This is a genomic window from Stenotrophomonas maltophilia (assembly GCF_006974125.1).
GTDB classification, from domain to species: Bacteria; Pseudomonadota; Gammaproteobacteria; order Xanthomonadales; family Xanthomonadaceae; genus Stenotrophomonas; species Stenotrophomonas maltophilia_O.
The window spans coordinates 1,638,911-1,656,522 of the sequence record NZ_CP037858.1 but is presented as its reverse complement, the minus strand read 5'-3'; the positions used below and the strand labels follow the sequence as shown (position 1 = coordinate 1,656,522).

At 66.5% G+C, this 17,612-nt stretch carries 13 protein-coding genes and 1 riboswitch; of the genes, 3 read left to right on the top strand and 10 right to left on the bottom strand.

The window, feature by feature from the left end; translation table 11 throughout:
- Positions 1–104: 104 nt before the first annotated feature.
- From leuB to ilvC, 9 genes are all read right to left on the bottom strand, one after another.
- Complete coding sequence (leuB, locus tag EZ304_RS07535) at positions 105–1,166, bottom strand: 3-isopropylmalate dehydrogenase (protein WP_142806699.1); 1,062 nt, start codon at positions 1,164–1,166, stop codon at positions 105–107.
- Positions 1,156–1,734: a 3-isopropylmalate dehydratase small subunit gene (gene leuD, locus EZ304_RS07530; protein ID WP_043400186.1), complete on the bottom strand. Its 579-nt coding sequence runs from the start codon at positions 1,732–1,734 to the stop codon at positions 1,156–1,158. Before leuD ends, leuB begins: the two co-directional genes overlap by 11 nt.
- Positions 1,734–3,152, bottom strand: a complete 1,419-nt coding sequence (gene leuC, locus EZ304_RS07525) for a 3-isopropylmalate dehydratase large subunit (protein ID WP_142806698.1) — start codon at positions 3,150–3,152, stop codon at positions 1,734–1,736. Before leuC ends, leuD begins: the two co-directional genes overlap by 1 nt.
- A gap of 60 nt (positions 3,153–3,212) precedes the next feature.
- Entirely contained in the window at positions 3,213–3,992 is a 780-nt protein-coding gene (locus EZ304_RS07520) for a class I SAM-dependent methyltransferase (protein ID WP_142806697.1), read from the bottom strand.
- Between the two features lie 10 nt (positions 3,993–4,002).
- A complete protein-coding gene (locus tag EZ304_RS07515) occupies positions 4,003–5,589 on the bottom strand; it encodes a 2-isopropylmalate synthase (RefSeq protein WP_142806696.1) in 1,587 nt (528 codons plus the stop codon).
- Positions 5,586–6,677, bottom strand: a complete 1,092-nt coding sequence (locus tag EZ304_RS07510) for a threonine dehydratase (RefSeq protein ID WP_142806695.1) — start codon at positions 6,675–6,677, stop codon at positions 5,586–5,588. The genes EZ304_RS07515 and EZ304_RS07510 overlap by 4 nt, the downstream gene beginning before the upstream one ends.
- 96 nt (positions 6,678–6,773) lie before the next feature.
- Complete coding sequence (locus tag EZ304_RS07505) at positions 6,774–7,025, bottom strand: ACT domain-containing protein (protein ID WP_049445555.1); 252 nt, start codon at positions 7,023–7,025, stop codon at positions 6,774–6,776.
- Positions 7,009–8,745 (bottom strand): acetolactate synthase 2 catalytic subunit, encoded by a 1,737-nt coding sequence (gene ilvG, locus EZ304_RS07500; protein WP_142806694.1) that lies wholly within the window; start codon positions 8,743–8,745, stop codon positions 7,009–7,011. Before ilvG ends, EZ304_RS07505 begins: the two co-directional genes overlap by 17 nt.
- A 37-nt stretch (positions 8,746–8,782) precedes the next feature.
- Positions 8,783–9,757 (bottom strand): ketol-acid reductoisomerase, encoded by a 975-nt coding sequence (gene ilvC, locus EZ304_RS07495; RefSeq protein WP_099555194.1) that lies wholly within the window; start codon positions 9,755–9,757, stop codon positions 8,783–8,785.
- Between the two features lie 708 nt (positions 9,758–10,465).
- Between ilvC and ggt the strand changes: the two genes are divergently transcribed.
- On the top strand, positions 10,466–12,184 hold the full coding sequence (ggt, locus tag EZ304_RS07490) for a gamma-glutamyltransferase (RefSeq protein ID WP_142806693.1): 1,719 nt from the start codon (positions 10,466–10,468) through the stop codon (positions 12,182–12,184).
- Between the two features lie 630 nt (positions 12,185–12,814).
- On the opposite strand, the gene EZ304_RS07485 is transcribed toward ggt, so the two are convergent.
- A complete protein-coding gene (locus EZ304_RS07485; protein ID WP_142806692.1) occupies positions 12,815–14,392 on the bottom strand; it encodes a BCCT family transporter in 1,578 nt (525 codons plus the stop codon).
- Positions 14,393–14,657: 265 nt separating this feature from the next.
- Positions 14,658–14,758, top strand: a riboswitch (TPP riboswitch).
- An 82-nt stretch (positions 14,759–14,840) separates the two neighbouring features.
- On the opposite strand from EZ304_RS07485, the gene thiC reads away from it, so the two are divergent.
- Both thiC and EZ304_RS07475 read left to right on the top strand, forming a co-directional pair.
- Positions 14,841–16,685 carry a phosphomethylpyrimidine synthase ThiC gene (thiC, locus tag EZ304_RS07480; RefSeq protein ID WP_142806691.1) on the top strand — a complete coding sequence of 615 codons (1,845 nt, stop codon included), beginning with the start codon at positions 14,841–14,843 and terminating at the stop codon, positions 16,683–16,685.
- A 117-nt stretch (positions 16,686–16,802) separates the two neighbouring features.
- Positions 16,803–17,474, top strand: a complete 672-nt coding sequence (locus EZ304_RS07475) for an ion channel (RefSeq protein WP_099552986.1) — start codon at positions 16,803–16,805, stop codon at positions 17,472–17,474.
- The last annotated feature ends 138 nt before the right edge of the window (positions 17,475–17,612 follow it).

Below are 17,612 nucleotides of genomic sequence, written 5' to 3'. Positions count from 1 at the left end.
CGAACGATCCACGCATGGCGTGGATCTACAGTAGAGCCACCCCATGGGTGGCTGCGCGCAATGTCCGAAGGAAAGGCCGCCACGCATGGCGTGGCGCTACCGGATCAGTTGAGTTTGGCCAGCACCGCGTCGGTGGCGGCGGCGGTGCTGACGGCCTGGCCCTTGGCCGCGAGGTCGGCGGTGAACACGCCGTCATCCAGCACCGCATGCACAGCGGCTTCCACCGCGGCGGCCTCGTCTTCCAGGCCCAGCGAATGGCGCAGCAGCATGGCGGCGCTGAAGATCGTCGCGTAGGGGTTGGCGATGCCCTTGCCGGCGATGTCCGGGGCCGAACCGTGGATCGGCTCGTAGATGCCGACCGCGCCGGGTTCGCCCAGCGAGGCCGATGGCAGCAGGCCCAGCGAGCCGGCCAGCATCGAGGCTTCATCGGTGAGGATGTCGCCGAACATGTTCTCGGTCACGATCACATCGTATTCGCGCGGCTTGGCCAGCAGGTGCATGGCCATCGAATCAACCAGCTGGTGCTCCAGCGCAACGTCCGGGAACTCCTCGCGGCCGATGCGCGCGGCCACGTCACGCCACAGGCGCGAGGTCTCCAGCACGTTGGCCTTGTCCACCGAGGTGACCTTGCCGCGGCGCTGCTGGGCCAGGCGGAAGGCACTGCGCAGCACGCGCTCGATCTCGGCCACGGTGTAGCGGCACAGGTCGCTGGCGCTGTCGGCGTCGCGGGTCTTGTCGCCGAAGTAGATGCCGCCGGTCAGTTCGCGCACCACCACGAAGTCCACGCCCTGCAGCAGCTCGGCCTTGATCGGCGAAGCGTGCAGTGCGGCTTCATGGGTACGCACCGGACGCAGGTTGGCGTACAGGCCCAGCGCCTTGCGGATCGCCAGCAGGCCCTGTTCCGGGCGCACCTTGGCATTGGGGTCGGACCACTTCGGGCCGCCAACCGCGCCCAGCAGTACGGCGTTGGCGGCCTGGCAGGCGGTCAACGTGGTGGCGGGCAGCGGATCGCCATGACGGTCGATGGCGACGCCACCAATGTCGTGCTCGCTGAAGGTGAAGGTGTGGTTGAAGCGTTCGGCGACGGCCTTCAGGACGGCCACTGCCGCGGCGGCCACTTCCGGGCCGATGCCATCACCGGGCAGGACAACAATTTCAGCGTGCATGCTCACTCTCGTAACGTTCGATTTCAGGGACACGGCCCAACAGATACCCCAACTGGTCGACACCTTCCAGCAGGCAGGTCTGCGAGAAGCCATCCAGCGGGAAGGAATAGACGCGGCCGTCAGGCGCGCGCAGCTCGCGCGCGGCGACGTCGATGGTCAGTTCATCGTCCGGGCGCTGCATCAGCGCCTGCACATCGGCCTCGTCCAGCACGATCGGCAGCAGGCCGTTCTTCAGCGAGTTGCCGCGGAAGATGTCGGCGATCTCGCTGCTGACGATGGCGCGCAGGCCCAGATCGGTCAGCGCCCACGGCGCATGTTCGCGCGAGGAGCCGCAGCCGAAGTTGCGGCCTGCCAGCAGGATGCTGCGGCCGGCGTTGTGCGGCTGGTTGAAGGCGAAGTCGGCCACCGGCGAACCGTCGGCCTGCCAGCGCCAGTCATTGAACGCGTTGCGGCCCAGGCCGGCGCGCTCGGTGGTGGACAGGAACCGCGCCGGGATGATCTGGTCGGTGTCGATGTTGGTCTGGCGCAGCACCACGCTGGCCGAGGTCAGGGTACGGAAACCGGCCATCACGCCACCTCCTGTGCGAACAGTTCGCGGGTATCGGCAACGTGCCCGTTCACGGCGGCCCACGCGGCGCTCATCGGCGAGGCCAGCAACGTGCGCGAACCGGGGCCCTGGCGGCCTTCAAAATTGCGGTTGCTGGTGCTTACGGCCAGCTGGCCGGGTGCAACCAGGTCACCGTTCATGGCGATGCACATCGAGCAGCCCGGTTCGCGCCACTCGGCACCGGCCGCGCGCACGATCTCGTGGATGCCTTCGGCCTCGGCCTCGCGCTTGACGATCTCCGAGCCCGGCACTACCAGCATGCGCACCCGCTCGGCGACGCGACGACCGCGCAGTACCTGCGCCACTTCGCGCATGTCGCTCAGGCGGCCGTTGGTGCACGAGCCGACGAACACCACGTCCACCGGGGTACCGGCCAGCGCTTTGCCCGACTGGAAGTGCATGTAGTCCAGGCCCTTCTGTGCGGCCGCATCGTTGGCTGCGGGGATCGGCGCATCCACCGCGATGGCGGTACCCGGATGCGTGCCCCAGGTCAGGGTCGGGCGGATGTCGGCGGCGTCGATGTGCACTTCGCTGTCGAAGCGTGCGCCGTCATCGCTGCGCAGCTGCTGCCAGCGTGCGACGGCGGCGTCGAAGTCGGCGCCCTTGGGGCCACGCGGCGTGCGGGCAACGAAGTCGAAGGTGACCTGGTCCGGCGCCACCATGCCGGCACGTGCGCCGGCTTCGATCGACATGTTGCACAGGGTCATGCGCTGTTCCATGTCCATCGCTTCGATGGTGCTGCCACGGAACTCGATGACGTGGCCGGTGCCACCGTTGACGCCGATCACGCCGATGATGTGCAGCACCACGTCCTTGGCGCCGACGCCAGGCGCCAGCAGACCATCAACGGTGATCGCGAATGTCTTCGCCTTGCGCTGCAGCAGGCACTGCGTGGCCAGCACGTGGCCGACTTCGCTGGTGCCGATGCCGAAGGCCAGCGAACCGAACGCACCGTGGGTGGAGGTATGGCTGTCGCCGCAGACGATGGTCATGCCCGGCTGTGTGAAGCCCTGTTCCGGCGCGATCACGTGGACGATGCCGCGGTTGTCCGAAGCCATGTCGAACAGCTCGATGCCGTGCTCGGCGCAGTTGCGTGCCAGCGTGGCGACCTGTGCCTCGGAGGCGGCGCTGGCATAGGGCAGCGTGCCGTCGGCTGCGGCCGGCAGGGTCGGCGTGGAGTGATCCATCGTCGCCTTGGTGCGGTCCGGGCGGCGCGGCGACAGACCGCGTTCGCGCAGCTCGGTGAACGCCTGCGGCGAGGTGACCTCGTGGATCAGGTGCAGGTCGATGTACAGCACGGCGGGCGCGCTGTCGGATTCGGGAACCACCACGTGGGCGTCCCACAGTTTGTCGTACAGGGTGCGGGGTGCGGAAGTCATGCGTATGCCTGGCAGAAGTACGAAATAGCGAACATCAGTAAAGAAAGCGGAACGGTCAAGTCAGCGACGGCGGGCGAGCACGCGCAGCCGCACGTAGTCGGCCAGTGGCTGACTGGCGGCATTGCGCGGCAGCTCGGCCAGCAGTGCCGTGGCGGCCTCGCGCACGGTGGCGCGTGCCTCGGCCGGCAGGTCATCCAGCAGCGGTGCGGCGAATACCCGCAGCCAGCCGGCCACACCGGTCGGCAGTGCGGTCGGGCGCGGCGTGCACTCGATCAGTTGAACCTGGAAGCCATGCTGGCGCAGGCGGTCGGCGTAGGCATCGGCCGTCGGGAAGTACCACTGGAACGCGCTGGCGCCGTGGCCATGAGCCACGCGTGCGGCCTGTACCGCCGCGATGATCGTGGCCACGTTGCCATGGCCGCCGAACTCGGCGACGAAACGGCCGCCGGGGCGCAGGGCACGGCGCACGCCTTCCAGCACGCGGTCCGGAGTCGTCATCCAATGCAATGCCGCATTGCTGAACACCGCATCGAACGCGCTGTCGAACGACAGCGCGTGGCCGTCCATCACCTGCGCGTCGACACCGCGCGCACGGGCGGCGATCACCAGCTCCGGCGAGGCATCCACGCCGTGGATGCGCGCACCGCTCAGCGCCAGCTCGGTGCTGAGTACGCCATCGCCACAACCCAGATCGAGGATGCGCTCACCGGCGCGCGGATCGAGCAGGCGCGCCACCGCGCCGCCGAGCAGCGGCACGAAGCCGGCATCGATCGCATAGTCCTGGGCGTTCCACTGCTGGCCAGCGGCGCTGGCCGGGGTGGGGGTGTCGAAGGCGCTCATGGCAGGTTCCTCAGGCGGTGGCGGGGGTGGGAACGTCGGTGCTGCTGTGGGCGGCGGCCTGGCGTTGGCGCAGCAGGCGGTTGGCGACATCCAGCCAGGCCAGCGCGGACGCTTCGATGATGTCCTTGCTGGTGCCGGTGCCGTCGTACTCCACGCCCTCGTGGCGCACGCTCAGGTTGGCTTCGCCACGTGCATCGGCGCCGATGCCGACGCTGTGCACGTGGTAGCTGTCCAGCATCAGCTGCACGCCGGTGGCGGCCGACAGCGCGCCGAACAGCGCATCGACCGGGCCGTCGCCCTGCGCGGTCTCGGCCACGCGGTTGCCGTCCGGATCGGACAGTTCGACCAGCGCGTTGGCGCGGCTGCCAACATCACTGATGGTCATCGACGCCAGGCGGTAGCCCTGTGCGTTGGAGCCGCCCTGCATCAGCGTCTGCAGGTCGGCATCGGTGACCACGCGCTGCTGCTCGCACAGGCCCTTGAACTGCTCGAACACCAGCTTCAGTTCGTCTTCGTCCAGCCAGAAGCCCAGCGCACGCAGGCGCGCTTCAACAGCGGCGCGGCCACTGTGGCGGCCCAGCACCATCTGCGAATCTTCCCAGCCCACGTCTTCCGGACGCATGATTTCGTAGGTGCCGCGGTGGCGCAGCATGCCGTGCTGGTGGATGCCCGATTCATGGGCGAAGGCATTGGCGCCGACGATCGCCTTGTTGCGCTGTACCGGCATGCCGACCAGGCGCTGCAGCAGCTGCGAGGTGCCGACGATGCGCGGAGTGTTGATCGCGGTGTCCTGCTCGTAGAAGGCCTGGCGCACCTTCAGCACCATGGCGATTTCTTCCAGCGAGCAGTTGCCGGCGCGTTCACCGATGCCGTTGATGGTGCACTCGACCTGGCGCGCGCCGCCTTCGATGGCGGCCAGCGAGTTGGCCACGGCCAGGCCCAGGTCGTTGTGGCAGTGCGCGCTGAAGATCACGTTGGCGGCATTGGGCACGTCGGCGACGCCGGCGATGACCTGCTGGAACATCGCGCGGATTTCCTCCGGCGTGGTGAAGCCGACGGTATCGGGCAGGTTGATGGTGGTGGCGCCAGCGGCGATCGCCACGCGCGATACTTCGATCAGATAATCCAGCTCGGTGCGGGTGGCATCCTCGGCCGAGAATTCGACATCGTCGATGTAGGAACGGGCCAGCGCTACGTGCTTGCGTACCGACTCCAGGACCTGCTCGCGGGTCATCCGCAGCTTGTGCTCGCGGTGCAGCGGGCTGGTCGACAGGAACACGTGCAGACGCGGGTTGACCGCGGCTTCCAGAGCGCGTGCGGAAGTTTCGATGTCGGCCTGCAGGCAGCGTGACAGCACCGCCAGGCTCAGGCTCGGGCGGCGCAGTTCGCGGCCGATCAGTGCCATCGCCTCGCGGTCGGACTGCGAGCTGGCCGGGAAGCCGGTCTCGATGATGTCCACGCCCAGTTCGTCCAGCGCACGCGCCATCACCAGCTTCTGCGGCGGGCTCATGCTGCAGCCGGGGGACTGCTCGCCGTCACGCAGGGTGGTGTCGAAGATGCGGATGCGCGGGGTGGTAATTCGTTCGATGGTGGTCACAGGGAAATCTCCTCGACAGCGGGCGTTGCGGCTTGCAGGTGGGAAGGGGAAGAGGTGGGGGAGGGCGGCGCGCTGGCCTTGGCGGGCGAGCGGGGTGTTTCGCTGCGCCTTCGCCGTGGCTTGCGCGGCGGGCGCGGTCGGATGTCGGTCAGCAGGCCGGCCAGGACGCCGGCATCGATGTTTCCGCCGGAGACCACCGCGCACTTGCGGCGGCCCGCGACGCGGCGGCCAGCAGCCAGCGCCAGCGCACCGGCGCCCTCGGCGATGATGTGTTCTTCCAGTGCCAGCCGGACCAGGGTTTCGCGCAGTTCGGCTTCGCGCACGATCACCACATCGTCCAGCAGCGAGGTACACAGGCGGCGGGTCAGGAAGCCGGGAATCTTCACCCGCACGCCGTCGGCCAGCGAGGCGACGGGGGCGATCTCGCGCACGTCGCCGCGGATCGCGCGTGCCATCGAATCAACGCCTTCCACCTGCGCGCCGACTACGCGTACGCCCTGTGATTTCAGTGCCAGTGCAACGCCGGAGGCCAGGCCGCCGCCACCGATCGGCACGATCACCACGTCCGGCGCGTGCGCGGCCAGCTCGATGCCGACCGTGCCCTGGCCGGCAATCACATCGGCATCGTCGAACGCGGACAGGAAGCGGTAGCCATGGCGTTGCGCCAGTTCGACCGCGAAGGCGTAGGCCTCGTCATAGCTGGTGCCGTGCTGGCGCACGGTCGCACCCCAATGAGCGACGCCTGCGATCTTGGTGGCCGGGGCACCGTGCGGCATCACGGTGATGGCCGGCACATCCAGACGATAGGCCGCCCACGCCACGCCCTGGGCGTGGTTGCCGGCCGAGGCGCAGATCACTGGCCGGGTGTCACCGCGCTCGCGACCGGCCAGCAGCGCGTTCAATGCGCCGCGTACCTTGTAGGAGCCGGTGCGCTGCAGGTTCTCCAGCTTCAGCCAGGTGCCGAAGCGCTCGGCATGGTGCAGCGGGGTGGGCGGCAGGAAGCGGCGCAGGCGGGCCTGCGCTGCCAGGACATCGGCAACGCTTACGTCACCGACATCGCTTTCCTGGCTGGTGTCAGCGGCCGGCATGGGCCACCCGCGGGGTGCGGGCGACCGCCGCATGCGGGCACGGGCGACGAAGAAGACGCCTCCGTACCGGCACCGTGGTCGCTACGGTACGGGTGTTCATGGGGCTACTCCTTCCACGGCGGTGACCTGCACGGACACGCAGTCGTAGATCTTCTCGATCTGCCGGCACAGCGTTTCCGCCGGGCGCTGGCCGTCCACCACCAGCTGCAGGTGCCAGCGGCCATCGTCGGCGGCCACCGGCGCGCCGCTGATCGCGCGCGGCGCGAAGCCGCGGCGTTCGGCCATGCCGATCACGCGCAGCAGCGCGCCTTCGGCCGGGTGCAGCACCAGGTCAAGCCGGTATTGCATTGGGGGTCTCCTGGCGGGCATGGGCGGGGTTGCTTTCCAGCATCGTGCTGTTGGCAGTGTTCGGCGGCACCAGCGGCCACACGTTGGCGCGTGCATCGATGGCCACGTGCAGCAGCGCCGGGCCCGGTTCGGCCAGCAGCGCGGCCAGGCCGCCTTCCACGTCGTCGCGGTTGTCGATGCGGGTGGCGGCGATGCCGAACACCTGCGCCAGTGCCACGAAGTCCGGGTTGTCGGACAGATCGATCTCGCTGTAGCGCTCGGCGAAGAACAGCTCCTGCCACTGCCGCACCATGCCCAGCGAACTGTTGTCCAGCAGCACGATCTTCACCGGCAGGCGGCAGCGGGCGATGGTGGCCAGCTCCTGCACGTTCATCATGAAGCTGCCGTCGCCGGACACCAGCACCACCGTGCGCTCCGGGCAGGCGAACTGCGCGCCCATCGCTGCCGGCAAGCCGAAGCCCATGGTGCCCAGCGCGCCACTGGTCAGGTGGTTGCGGGGGTGGTTGAAGCGGCAATGCTGCGCCACCCACATCTGGTGCTGGCCGACATCGCAGGCGATCACCGCATCGGCCGGGGCCAGCTCGCTCAGGCGCTTCAGCAGCGCCGGTGCGTAGATGTGCTGGCCTGGTGCGTCGTAGCGGGCCGCGAAGCGATCGCGGTGCTGCGCACAGCGCTTGCGCCATGCGTCCTGATGGGCCTTGGGGGAGGGGAAGGCCGCACGCAGGGCGCGGATGGCGTGACCGACATTGCCGGGCACGGCGACATCGGCACTGCGCAGCTTGGAGATCTCGTACGCGTCCGCATCGATGTGGACGACGCGGGCGAACGGTGCGAACTCGGCCAGCTTGCCGGTGGCACGGTCATCGAAACGCGCACCCAGCACCAGCAGCAGGTCACTTTCCTGCACCGCCATGTTGGCCGCGCGGGTGCCGTGCATGCCCAGCATGCCCAGCGACTGCGGATGACTGGCCGGCAGTGCACCCAGGCCGCGCAGGGTCATCACGGTGGGAATCGCGCTGGCTTCGACGAAGTCGCGCAGGTCCTGCACGGCGTCACCCAGCGCGATGCCGCCACCGGCGTAGACCACCGGCTTCTCGGCTGCCGCCAGCGCGGCGATGGCCTCGGCGATGGCCGCGTCGGCCGGCGCCGGCGGCGGTTCGATGCTGCTCGGCACATGCACCGGCAGATGGCTGGCATCGGCCAGCTGCACGTCCTTGGGCAGGTCGATCAGCACCGGGCCGGGGCGGCCTTCGCGGGCAATACGGAAGGCATCGGCCACCACGCGCGGCAGGTCATCGACGCTGCGCACCAGCCAGCTGTGCTTGACGATCGGCATCGTCAGGCCGAACACATCCAGCTCCTGGAAGGCATCGGTGCCCAGCAGCGACGTGCCGACCTGGCCGGTGATGCAGACCATCGGCACCGAATCCAGCATCGCGTCGGCGATGCCGGTGACCAGGTTCGAAGCGCCCGGGCCGGAGGTGGCCACGCAGACGCCGACCTGGCCGCTGGCGCGGGCGAAGCCATTGGCAGCCAACGCCGCACCCTGCTCATGGCGTACCAGAATGTGCTTCAGCGACGAGTCCACCAGCGCGTCGTAGAACGGCATGATGGTGCCGCCGGGATAGCCGAACAGCGTGCGGACGCCCTCGGCCTCCAGCGCCTCGGTCAGCCAGCGCGCGCCGTTGGGCGGCGTGCTGCGGTGTGTGGGAGAGTTCATGGGGGAACCTTGCAGAGCGGGTGGGGGTGCCGCGTTGTTACGCGGCTTGACCTTGCAACCAGACCATCTTGGCGCGCAGTTCCTTGCCTACCTTCTCGATCGGGTGTTCCAGGTCGGCCTGCTTGAACCTGTTGTAGTTCGGCAGGCCCGCTTCGTACTCGGCCACCCAGTTCTTGGTGAAGGTGCCGTCCTGGATGTCCTTCAGCACTTCCTTCATGCGCGCCTTGGTGCCGGCATCGATCACGCGCGGGCCGCTGACGTAGTCACCGTACTGCGCGGTCTCGGAGATGAACTCCAACATGCGCGAGATGCCGCCTTCATAGAACAGGTCGACGATCAGCTTCAGCTCGTGCAGTACTTCGTAGTAGGCGATCTCCGGCTGGTATCCGGCTTCGACCAGGGTCTCGAAACCGGCCTGCACCAGCGCCGAGGCACCGCCGCACAGCACGGCCTGCTCGCCGAACAGATCGGTCTCGGTCTCTTCCTTGAAGGTGGTCTGGATCAGGTTGGCGCGGGCACCGCCCAGGCCACCGGCATAGGCCAGCGCGTACTCGGCAGCCTTGCCGCTCTTGTCCTGGTACACGGCCCAGATGCACGGCACGCCACGGCCGATCTCGTACTCGCGGCGCACCAGCGCACCCGGGCCCTTGGGCGCGACCAGCACCACGTCCAGGTCTTCGCGCGGCTTGATCATGTCGAAGTGCACGTTCAGGCCATGCGCGAACAACAGCACCGCCCCCTGTTTCATGTTTGCAGCCAGCACGTCGTCGTAGAGCTTCTTCTGCACCATGTCCGGGGTCAGCACGGCGACCAGGTCTGCATCCTTTACTGCATCGGCCGGCGCTTTCACGGTGAAGCCGTCGGCCTGTGCCTTGACCTCGGTCGGGCCGCCCGGACGCAGGCCTACCACCACGTCGAAGCCGGATTCGCGCAGGTTCAGTGCGTGGGCGCGGCCCTGGCTGCCGTAGCCGATGACGGCGATCTTGGTCTGGGGCAGGTCGTTGGTGCTCATGGGGGAGGTTCCTTGCGGTGGGAAGAAAAAAGAACGGCCGGTCGTCGAGGTGACGTGCCGGCCGGTCAGGGGAAAGCGGTGGGGGAGGTGCCATGCATCGCACGCGAACATCCGCCACGAGGCGTCGTGGTGGTGTGGGTCCGGGTTTTGAAGTTGGCGGTGTGCATGGTGGTTGCGTCTGAAACCAGGTCCTGAAATGAAAAAACCCGCACCGGGGCGGGTGCGGGTTTTTGATGAGTTCCGGTGTGTTTGTTGCTTACACGCTGGCTCGTCCCGCACCTGTTGGTTGGGTAATAAGTACGAGCACAAGAATCGAACGCAGCGAGGCGGCGCCGGTGTCGGCGGCTTCAATGTGGGTTCGCGGTGGCGTGTTGTGATGCAACATGTGATCGAGAGAAACACAGCCATTTCGGCGGTGTCAACCCTGGCGACGGATTTTTTATCGGTTTCCGCTGCATCCAGCGCAATCGCTTGCGGCACAAGGATGGTTGCTGCTGAAATTGTTTTGGTGAACCGGAATTCAGTCTTTTCGGTGGGTCTTTTGCGCGGGAATGAGGGGCTGTTGTGTCCGCGCTCGCAGGAATCTGTCGACAGCCGCCCCCCGCCCGCTCCCGCCGGGATCTCAAGGCGCCCATGACCTCTGCCCGATACCGCGTGAAGGCCACAGCGGTGAAGATCGGGGAACCACCCTTCCATCGGAACCCGACCGTGTCCCGACGCCTTGCCCGTTCCCTGCTTGCCGCCGCCGTGCTGGCCACCGTGCCCGCGCTGTCCCTTGCCGCCGACCGTATCACCGGCCATACCTTCGCTACCCGTTCGGAGGTGATCGCTCCACATGCGATGGCCGCTACCTCGCAGCCACTGGCCACCCAGGTAGCGCTGGACGTGATGAAGAGTGGTGGTTCGGCGGTGGACGCGGCCATTGCCGCCAACGCCGCGCTCGGTCTGATGGAGCCCACTGGCAACGGCATCGGCGGCGACCTGTTCGCCATCGTCTGGGACCCGAAGACACAGAAGCTCTATGGCTACAACGGCTCGGGCCGCTCGCCGAAATCGCTCACCCTGGCCGAGTTCCAGCGCCGTGGCCTGAAGGAGATCCCAGCCACCGGCCCGCTGCCGGTCTCCGTGCCAGGCGCGGTCGATGGCTGGTTCGCCCTGCATGATCGCTTCGGCCGCAAGCCGATGGCCGACAATCTGGCGCCGGCCATCCGCTACGCACGCGAGGGCCACCCGGTGGCCGAAGTGATCGCCTACTACTGGGACCGCTCGGTGCCGAAGCTGTCGCAGTACCCGGGCTTCAAGGAGCAGTTCACGATCAACGGCCACGCCCCGCGCAAGGGCGAGATGTGGAAGAACCCGAACCTGGCCAGCACCCTGCAGAAGATCGCCGACGGCGGCCGTGATGCTTTCTACAAGGGCGAGATCGCCCACACCATCGGCGACTACTTCAAGGCCAACGGCGGCTACCTGAGTTACCAGGACCTGGCCGACCACCGCGGTGAATGGGTCGAGCCGGTCAGCAGCAACTACCGTGGCTACGACGTGTGGGAACTGCCGCCGAACAGCCAGGGCATTGCCGCGCTGCAGATCCTCAACGTGCTGGAAGGCTACGACTTCTCGAAGATCCCGTTCGGCTCCCCGGAGCATGTGCACCTGTTCGTTGAAGCGAAGAAACTGGCCTTCGCCGACCGTGCGCGCTTCTACGCCGACATGGCGTTCCAGCCGGCACCGGTGCAGAAGCTGATCTCCAAGGAGTACGCGGCGCAGCGTCGCGCGCTGATTTCGATGGACAAGGCGTTGAAGGAAGTGCAGCCGGGCACGCCCAAGCAGCTGGAGGAGGGCGACACGATCTACATGACCGTGGCCGACGCCGACGGCATGATGGTGTCGCTGATCCAGTCCAACTACCGCGGCATGGGCAGTGGCATGGCGCCGCCGGGGCTGGGCTTCATCCTGCAGGATCGTGGCGAGATGTTCGTGCTGCAGAAGAACCATCCCAACGGCTACGCGCCGGGCAAGCGCCCGTTCCAGACCATCATTCCGGCCTTCATCACCAAGGGCGGCAAGCCGTATGCCAGCTTCGGCGTGATGGGGGGCGCGATGCAGCCGCAGGGCCACGCGCAGATCGTGATGAACCTGGTGGACTTCGGGATGAACCTGCAGGAAGCCGGCGATGCACCGCGCATCCAGCATGAAGGCTCAACCGAACCGACCGGCCAGGCCACGGCGATGACCGACGGTGGTGAAGTGAATCTGGAAACCGGCTTCCCGTACGAGACGGTGCGCGCGCTGATGCGCAAGGGGCATCGCATCGTGTTTGCCGACGGCCCGTATGGCGGCTACCAGGCAATCATGCGTGATCCTGAGACCGGGGTTTATTACGGTGCTTCGGAGAGTCGCAAGGATGGGCAGGCGGCGGGGTATTGAGGTTTCCCGGCCATCGGGCTGAGCCCCCTCTGCGGTGATGGCAGTGATATGAGGCTTGGCCGGGCGGGTGGGCTGGTCGGGGGACGCCGTGAATCCGTCCCTGCAGGCTTGGCAGCCGCTTGCTCGTGTGCGCTGTCCTGCGCACACGGCAAGACCGGGGTTGGGCGTCCCGCCCAACCCGCCCGAGGCATGCCTCGGGCCCATGCGGCTGACACCCCAGCCCACCCGCCCGGCCCCTGACAGTTTCCTGCGGCCGCCACCGCAGGAAGAGAAAGAAGAAGATCAAAAGCAAAGACAACAGCAACAGCAACAGCCGCGCGCTGTGGGTTGGGGTCAGATCCGTTTTCCGAAGGAAAGCGGATCCGACCCCTTCTTGTTTTCCGATACACCTCATCCACGCATAGCGTGGAAAACCCACCGTCACACGGAAACTGTCGGGGGTGGGGCGGCGTGGGCTGGCAGGACCGTTGGCGCCATGGATGGCGCCATCGAGCCCCCAGGAATGGGTTTACGGCGTGTCCTGCCAGCCCACACCGCCCCGCCAAACCAGCAGCAACCCAGAGCCGCTTTTGAAGTTGTTGTTGCCGTTGCTTGAAAAAAGCGGTGCAGCCGCAGGCTGCAAAACAACCCTCAATCCCGATCCTGCGCGCGTGCGGCCTCCGCCTGGGTCTCCTCCTGCGCCGCCATCTCGCGCGCGATCCACGCATCGATCATGTGCCGCTGGCGCTGCGCCTGACGTCGCTCACGCGTGTACTCCTGGTCCAGAACCCGGTACAGCGACACCATCACCAGCACCATCAGCAACGCGAACGGCAATGCTGCGATCGTGATCATGCCCTGCAGCGCGTCCAGTCCACCGGCCAGCAGCAACGCCGCTGCGATCAACGCCACCGCAATGCCCCAGGCCAGCTTGCGCTTCAGCGGTGGGTCGCCGGCCTCGTCGGTGGACATGCTGGCCAGCACCAGTACCGCCGAATCGGCCGAGGTTACGAAGAAGATCATCAGCAGTACCAGCGCGATGCACGACAGCAACAGCGGTAGCGGCATGCTGTCGAACAGTGTGAACAGCACCGTCTCGTAGCCATTGCCCAGCGCCTGCACCAGATCGGCGTGGCCGAAGATCTGTGCCCATAGCGCGGTGCCGCCGAACACCGCGAACCAGAAGAAGCCCAGCAGCGTCGGCGCGAGCACTACGCCGATCACGAATTCGCGCACGCTGCGGCCACGCGAGATGCGCGCGATGAACGATCCCACGAACGGTGCCCACGAGATCCACCAGGCCCAGTAGAAGATCGTCCAGTCCGCCACCCAGGTGCTACCGGAAAAAGGCGACATGCGCAGGCTCATCGTCACCAGCTGGTTGAGGTAGGAGCCCAGCGTGGTGGTGAACGTATCGAAGATGAAGCCGGTCGGCCCAAGCACCAGCAGGATGGCTGCCAGCAACGCAGCCAATGCCAGGTTGAAGTTGGACAGCCATTTCACCCCGCGTTCCACGCCACTGGCGGTGGAGGCCATGTACAGCACGAAGGCGACGGCAATGATGGTCATCTGCACCGCGACGGTGGCCTGCACGCTGAAGACGCGTTCGATACCTGCCGCGATCTGGATGGTGCCGAAGCCGAGCGTGGTGGCGACACCAATCGCCGTGGCAACTACGGCAGCGATGTTGACTACCCGACCGATCCAGCCGCGATGGTGACGGCCGATGATCGGTTGCAGCATGTCGCTGACCAGGCCGCGCCCGTTGCGGTTGAACTGGAACCAGGCCATCGCCAGGCCGATCAGCGCATAGATCGCCCACGGATGCAGGCCCCAGTGGAAGAACGCATAGCGCATCGAGGCGCGCGCGGCGTCCATGCTTTGCGGCGCCAGGCCCTCGGGCGGCTTGCTGAAATGCGAGATCGGTTCGGCCGCACCCCAGAACACCAGGCCGATGCCCATGCCGGCAGCGAACAGCATCGACATCCAGCTGGCGCGGGAGAATTCCGGCTCGGCATCTTCACCACCGATGCGCAGGTTGCCGAAGCGACCGAATGCCAAGTACATCAGGAAAGTCAGCGCCAGGAACACGACCAGAAGATAGAGCCAGCCGACACTGCGGACGACATCGGCGAGTACCGACTGCACCACCGTATTGAAGGGGCCCGGTGCAACACCGGCAAGCAGCACCAGAAGCAGAACCAGTGCGATGGAAACGCGAAACACCATGAAGGAGCTTCTCCGATCAAGGGATTGAGGGGAGCGAGCAGAGCTTGCTGCGAGGGGCCGGCGACATGCAGCACAGACCGGGCAGGAGCCGCGAAGGCGGCGAGATAAGCATCGTTCGCGACGACACGATGCGCGTGCACGTTACTGAACGCGATGTCACGGTTCTGTTAACGAATAGCGATTGGGGTCAGATCCGCTTTCCGCAGGAAAGCGGATCTGACCCCGGGAGCAACTCCGGAGGCGGGCGGTCTATGCTCTAATGCGCAGCAAGAAGCGGGGGTACCGGGCCATGTGGCCACGGTTGAGACAGTCCCTTGGAACCTGATCCGGCTCATACCGGCGTAGGGAAGCTTTGCAGTGCAGCCGTGCCCGGACTCCGCCCAAGGACCGTCCGTGCGCGGGCGCAGTGCGCCGCCGCTTCGTCCCTGACCTTCCTGGACGATGCCCGATGAACGCACAGCTCTCCGCCCTGCAGCAACAGGCCCAGCAACTCTCTGAATCCGTGACCCGGCCGATTCCCGGTTCGCGCAAGATCCATGTGCCTGGTTCGCGCCCGGATCTCCTGGTACCGATGCGCGAGATCGCGCTGACCCGCACGCCGACGCTGTTCGGCGGCGAGGAGAATGCGCCGGTAACGGTCTATGACACGTCCGGCCCCTACACCGATCCTGACGTGCATATCGATCTTTCCGCAGGCCTGCCGGCGCTGCGCCGTGGCTGGGTGGAAGAACGGGGGGATACCGAACAGCTCGACGGCCTCAGCTCTTCGTTCGGCCGCGACCGCGAACATGACCCGAAGCTCGATGCGGTGCGTTTCCCCGCACGCAGCCTGCCACGCCGCGCACGTACTGGTGCAAATGTCACCCAGATGCACTACGCGCGGCGCGGCATCATCACGCCGGAAATGGAATTCGTCGCCATCCGCGAGAATCAGCGCCTGGACGCGATCCGCGATGCCGGACTGCTGCAGCAGCACCCGGGCGAAGCGTTCGGTGCTTCGATCCAGAAGATCATCACCCCCGAGTTCGTGCGCGACGAGATTGCCCGTGGTCGTGCGGTGCTGCCCAACAACATCAACCATCCGGAAAGCGAGCCGATGATCATCGGCCGTAACTTCCTCACCAAGATCAACGCCAACATCGGCAACAGCGCCGTGTCTTCCGGCATCGCCGAGGAAGTGGAGAAGCTGGTGTGGGCGATCCGCTGGGGCGGCGACACGGTGATGGATCTGTCCACTGGCAAGCACATCCACGAAACCCGTGAATGGATCATCCGCAACTCGCCGGTGGCGATCGGTACCGTGCCGATCTATCAGGCGCTGGAAAAGGTCGATGGCCGTGCCGAGGCACTGACCTGGGAAATCTTCCGCGACACGCTGATCGAGCAGGCCGAGCAGGGCGTGGACTACTTCACCATCCATGCCGGCGTGCTGCTGCGTTACGTGCCGCTCACCGCCAGGCGCGTTACCGGCATCGTCAGCCGCGGTGGCTCGATCATGGCCAAGTGGTGCCTGGCGCACCACAAGGAGAACTTCCTCTACACGCATTTCGAAGAGATCTGCGAAATCATGAAGGCCTATGACGTGACCTTCTCGCTGGGCGACGGCCTGCGCCCGGGCTGCATTGCCGATGCCAACGACGCGGCACAGTTCGGCGAGCTGGAGACGCTGGGCGAACTGACGAAGATCGCCTGGAAGCACGACGTGCAGACCATGATCGAAGGCCCCGGCCACGTGCCGATGCAGCTGATCAAGGAGAACATGGACAAGCAGCTGCGCGAGTGCGGCGAAGCGCCGTTCTACACGCTGGGTCCGCTGACGACCGACATCGCGCCGGGCTACGACCACATCACCAGCGCGATCGGTGCGGCGATGATCGGCTGGTTCGGTACCGCCATGCTCTGCTACGTGACGCCGAAGGAGCACCTTGGACTGCCCAACCGCCAGGACGTGCGCGACGGCATCATGGCTTACCGCATTGCCGCGCACGCGGCCGACCTGGCCAAGGGGCACCCGGGCGCGCAGGTGCGCGACAACGCGCTGAGCAAGGCGCGCTTCGAGTTCCGCTGGGAGGACCAGTTCCATCTCGGGCTGGATCCGGAGAAGGCCAAGGAATTCCACGACGAGACGCTGCCGAAGGACGCGCACAAGCTGGCCCATTTCTGCTCGATGTGCGGCCCGCACTTCTGTTCGATGAAGATCACCCAGGACGTACGTGACTACGCAGAGGCCGGCATGAAGGAGAAGTCGCAGGAGTTCCGTGCTGCCGGTGCCGAGGTCTACCGCCAGGGATGATGCTGCACCGGTAGCGCCCGGCGGTTCTCCTGGACGGCGCCGCGGTCCAGGAGAACCGCCGGGCGTGGCCCGGCGCGACCCGTTATGCTCCGGCCACTGCCCAGCGGAAAGGACGCCATGCCTGTTGCCTTGACCACCCGCTGGCTGGCAATCGCCCGCCGCCACCCCTCGGCATGGCTGCTGGGGGCCCAGCTGCTGGCGGTCCTGCTGTATCCCGCGCTGGATGACACCGCCGCTGGCCGGGCGGCGCTGGGCATGTTCGGCATGGCGGTGCTCGGCCTGGCGCTGTGGGTGGTCCAGCGCAGCCCGTTGGGAACCTGGCTGGCATTGCTGCTGGCCATTCCCTCGGTGGTGTTCTCGCTGGCTGGGGCGCTTCTGGACCGCAGCGCGCTGCTGACCACGGCACAGCTGCTGGAAAGCCTGCTGTACTTCTATACGGCGGGGGCATTGATCGCCTACATGCTGCAGGACCATCGAGTGACCCGCGACGAGCTGTTCGCGGCCGGGGCAACCTTCACCCTGCTGGCCTGGGCGTTCGCCTTTGCGTTCGCGGTGTGCCAGCAGTGGTATCCAGGCAGTTTCCAGGGTACGACCGCGGGCCCCGAGCGCAGTTGGATGGAGCTGCTTTATCTGAGCTTCAGCTTGTTGTCCGGTGTTGGATTGAGCGACGTCGTGCCGCTGCACCCGCAGGCACGGGCCCTGGTGATGCTCGAACAGTTCGCAGGCGTCATGTATATCGGCCTGGTGGTGTCGCGTCTGGTCGGATTGACCATGCTTCGGCGCATGTGAAAATGAACGCCAGATAAAAATTTCGCGCCCAAAAGGGCGCGAATAGTGATGCAGATTATGTGAATGCGTCGGCGAGAGAGAGCCTGAGTGTCGACCCCGTCATAGGCGGGGTAACCGGCTTAGGCTAATATCCGGGGG

What these genes read in the sequence shown, in the direction of transcription:
- leuB (WP_142806699.1), bottom strand. Translation starts at nt 1,166, where the DNA reads ATGCACGCTGAAATTGTTGTCCTGCCCGGTGATGGCATCGGCCCGGAA.
- leuD (WP_043400186.1), bottom strand. Translation starts at nt 1,734, where the DNA reads ATGGCCGGTTTCCGTACCCTGACCTCGGCCAGCGTGGTGCTGCGCCAG.
- leuC (WP_142806698.1), bottom strand. Translation starts at nt 3,152, where the DNA reads ATGACTTCCGCACCCCGCACCCTGTACGACAAACTGTGGGACGCCCAC.
- EZ304_RS07520 (WP_142806697.1), bottom strand. Translation starts at nt 3,992, where the DNA reads ATGAGCGCCTTCGACACCCCCACCCCGGCCAGCGCCGCTGGCCAGCAG.
- EZ304_RS07510 (WP_142806695.1), bottom strand. Translation starts at nt 6,677, where the DNA reads ATGCCGGCCGCTGACACCAGCCAGGAAAGCGATGTCGGTGACGTAAGC.
- EZ304_RS07505 (WP_049445555.1), bottom strand. Translation starts at nt 7,025, where the DNA reads ATGCAATACCGGCTTGACCTGGTGCTGCACCCGGCCGAAGGCGCGCTG.
- ilvG (WP_142806694.1), bottom strand. Translation starts at nt 8,745, where the DNA reads ATGAACTCTCCCACACACCGCAGCACGCCGCCCAACGGCGCGCGCTGG.
- ilvC (WP_099555194.1), bottom strand. Translation starts at nt 9,757, where the DNA reads ATGAGCACCAACGACCTGCCCCAGACCAAGATCGCCGTCATCGGCTAC.
- EZ304_RS07485 (WP_142806692.1), bottom strand. Translation starts at nt 14,392, where the DNA reads ATGGTGTTTCGCGTTTCCATCGCACTGGTTCTGCTTCTGGTGCTGCTT.
- thiC (WP_142806691.1), top strand. Translation starts at nt 14,841, where the DNA reads ATGAACGCACAGCTCTCCGCCCTGCAGCAACAGGCCCAGCAACTCTCT.
- EZ304_RS07475 (WP_099552986.1), top strand. Translation starts at nt 16,803, where the DNA reads ATGCCTGTTGCCTTGACCACCCGCTGGCTGGCAATCGCCCGCCGCCAC.